This window comes from Escherichia albertii NBRC 107761 = DSM 17582, from assembly GCF_000759775.1.
GTDB lineage: Bacteria > Pseudomonadota > Gammaproteobacteria > Enterobacterales > Enterobacteriaceae > Escherichia > Escherichia albertii.
This window is the reverse complement of the sequence record NZ_BBMY01000201.1, coordinates 1-3,142: the sequence shown is the minus strand read 5'-3', so window position 1 is coordinate 3,142 and position 3,142 is coordinate 1. Positions and strand designations below refer to the sequence as shown.

The window sequence follows — 3,142 nt, the reverse complement described above, 5'->3', positions numbered from 1 at the left end:
CACCCTTCAGCCAGTTCAAATTCGCGGCGATCGGTGATCAGTACCTCGGTTGGAATTTTGGCCTGAATCTGCCCCATCGTTTCGAACAGATGCACTGGCAGATCTTTCACCGCGCCGCCGCTTTGCGGGCCAATGATATTTGGACACCAGCGGTATTTGGCAAAACTATCAGCGACATTGCACGCCAGCATCCAGGCCGTATTACCCCACAGATAATCTTCGTGGTTTCGACTGACATCTTCGTGATAATTAAAGTTCTTAACAGGGTTATCCGTCGGCGAATAGGGTTGGCGAAGCAGGAAGCGCGGCGCGGTAAGCCCTAAATAGCGCGAGTCTTCCGAGTCACGCAGGGTGCGCCATTTGGTATAGGCCGGACCTTCAAAGATGGCATAAAGATCCTTGATATTAGGTAGTTCGGTCCAGGAAGTCAGGCCCATAAATTCTGGGGAGACAGAGGACAGGAATGGTGCGTGCGCCATTGCGCCAACAGCACTGACGTATTGCAGTAGTTTCATGTCAGGTGTGGTATTTTTGAACTCGTAAGCGCCCAGTACGGCGGCGATGGGTTCCCCACCAAACTGTCCGAATCCAGATGAATAAACGTGTTTATAAAATCCTGACTGAATGATTTCTGGGGCAAATTCGAAATCTTCCAGAAGCTCCTGCTTGGTGACATGAGGCACGTTGATCTTGATATTTTCACGGAAGTCAACGCGATCCACCATGGTTTTCAGTGAGCGCCAGAATGACTCTACCTGTTGAAAGGCGGGCGCATGGATGATGCCATCCATCTGGCGACTGATGCGTTCATCGATATCTGCAATCATGCTGTCCACGGCCAGTTTATTGACCGGTTCGGCAGATGCAGTGGATTGCAGGATACTGGTGATAAAGGCGGTCACCCCCTGGCGGGCAACATCATAACCTTCTGAGCCTGGCTGAATACGGGTCTGCGCCATTATTTGATCAAGCAGCGATGATGTTTGCTCGACGTGACTGGAAACGCGTTCTTCTTCCTGTAAAGACATACCGAAAATCCTTCTATTCAGCTGTGTTTCTGAAGCTGGGGGTTCGCCGTTAGTGAGACTCACACTGCTGCAGGACGTAAAGATGGATAATCTTATCTACCCATCAAGCAACTGATGCGGCTATCCTGTTTGGCCACCAACATATCTATTGCCTCCCGGTTTATTTCACCGGTCCGACTGAAACGCACCCAGTGAACTGCCTGCAAAAAGCCCTGGTCAGAGCGAGATTGTTCCCGGGGATATTTTTGTTTGCCGCCGCGCCTGGACAACCCATGTTTAATGAAATGGTGATAATTACTTTCCGCTTACCAGACCGATTTCCCTGAGTAACTGCTCCCGGGATTCTTCGTTTTCCAGTAAGGCCTGAAGTTGGATTCGAAATGCAGGGAGATTGCCCATTGGCCCTTTCAGTGCGGTCAGCGCTTCACGTAGATCCAGTAATTTATTCACTTCAGGAACCTGTCTGGCTACGCTGTCCGGGGAAAAGTCATCCAGTGATTTGATATTCAACGCGACATTCAATTCTTCGTCATTGGGACCTTCCTTTAATACCGCGGGAACGGTAAAACTCAGGCCGATGGCTGCTTCAGCCATCACTGCGCCGAAATTGTGCTTGTTAACAGAAACGGCCTGACGCTCATCCAGAGGGGATGTCTCTTGTGTATTTCCGGTATCGCCGACAACGAGCATATTTAGTGGAAGTTCCACCTCAGCAGTCTGACCATCTGTTTTTGGAACGTAAGATATATTAATTCGCTCGCGGGGAGCGACGCTACCTTCGAATTTTTTACTCATAAAAAATGATCCCTCATGTTATCTGTACAGGTCATGAGCACGATATATTGGCACCAAAATTCCCGATAGTTCCATTCTTATAGTGTCACGAATAATAAAATTTCCTACTCCGTCACTGAATTGCATTTTACATATGAAAATAAATAAGAGAAGTACTTTTTATCGAACTTAAAGAAGTGTATTCTCCCTGAGAAAAATATGCAATACAATTGATTGGTTTTGTGTAATGTGTTGTTTTTAATGTGATTTCTTGATTGATAAGTATTTTTAATGTTTGCGTGGTTATATATTTATCTCGTGATTGATAACGTGGCAAATTTGAGGTTTATCTCAAAAATTATCAAAATGAGATTATTTTGAGAGTGGATAAATACAATATTTATTCATGATTCAGCTTTGCTTTTTATGTCAGTGAAGTTCTTGTATGGGACTACTTATTATAGTTGTCGGGAAAATGTTTTGATGGTGGAAATACAATATTCATTCACTATAAAAATAGTGAATTCGATAACCATCAACTTCAGTTTGTATGTAAAAAATCAGAATAATTGATGCAGTTCACAGTGTGTGCTGTATCTGCCTGCCGGAAATTAAGGGTGGGTCAGTAGTAAGTAGTTGTTAATAACATTCACAAGGAGTTTACAAATGCCAACACCGTGTTATATCTCCATTACAGGTCAGACTCAGGGGAATATTACTGCTGGTGCATTTACCGCAGATTCTGTCGGTAATATCTATGTGCAGGGGCACGAAGACGAAATGCTGGTGCAAGAGTTTCTGCATAACGTAACGGTCCCAACCGATCCACAATCCGGTCAGCCTGCTGGTCAGCGTGCTCACAAACCGTTCATCTTTACTGTGGCGCTGAACAAAGCGGTTCCGCTGATGTACAACGCACTGGCTTCCGGCGAAATGTTGCCGAAAACTGAACTGCACTGGTGGCGCACTAGCGTGGAAGGCAAGCAAGAGCACTATTTCACCACCCGCCTGACAGATTCGACGATTGTCGATATGAAACTGCATATGCCGCATTGTCAGGACCCAGCGAAACGTGAGTTTACCCAGTTGCTCGAGGTTTCACTGGCCTACCGCAAAATTGAGTGGGAACACGTCAAATCAGGCACCTCCGGCGCCGATGACTGGCGTGCACCGCTGGAAGCCTAAGTTAAACCAACAGCATCTGATCATCTGGTCGGATGCTGTTTTTGTATCACGCCGTAAAAAGAAGGGTTGTCAGTAAGGGGTCACGTTCACGGGAGATGGCGGATGCCGGAAACTTCGGCGGTAGCGTGTCTGAATGCAAGCGTAACACTGTACTG

Annotated in this window: 3 protein-coding genes; 1 reads left to right on the top strand and 2 read right to left on the bottom strand. The window is 46.4% G+C overall.

The window, feature by feature from the left end; translation table 11 throughout:
* Both tssC and tssB read right to left on the bottom strand, forming a co-directional pair.
* The coding region (gene tssC, locus EA14781_RS21945; RefSeq protein ID WP_000058007.1) for a type VI secretion system contractile sheath large subunit at positions 1-1,028 on the bottom strand (1,028 nt) is incomplete at its 3' end.
* Positions 1,029-1,322: 294 nt separating this feature from the next.
* Positions 1,323-1,823 carry a type VI secretion system contractile sheath small subunit gene (gene tssB, locus EA14781_RS21940; RefSeq protein WP_000037393.1) on the bottom strand — a complete coding sequence of 167 codons (501 nt, stop codon included), beginning with the start codon at positions 1,821-1,823 and terminating at the stop codon, positions 1,323-1,325.
* A gap of 645 nt (positions 1,824-2,468) precedes the next feature.
* On the opposite strand from tssB, the gene EA14781_RS21935 reads away from it, so the two are divergent.
* Complete coding sequence (locus tag EA14781_RS21935) at positions 2,469-2,987, top strand: Hcp family type VI secretion system effector (protein WP_001142955.1); 519 nt, start codon at positions 2,469-2,471, stop codon at positions 2,985-2,987.
* Positions 2,988-3,142: the final 155 nt, after the last annotated feature.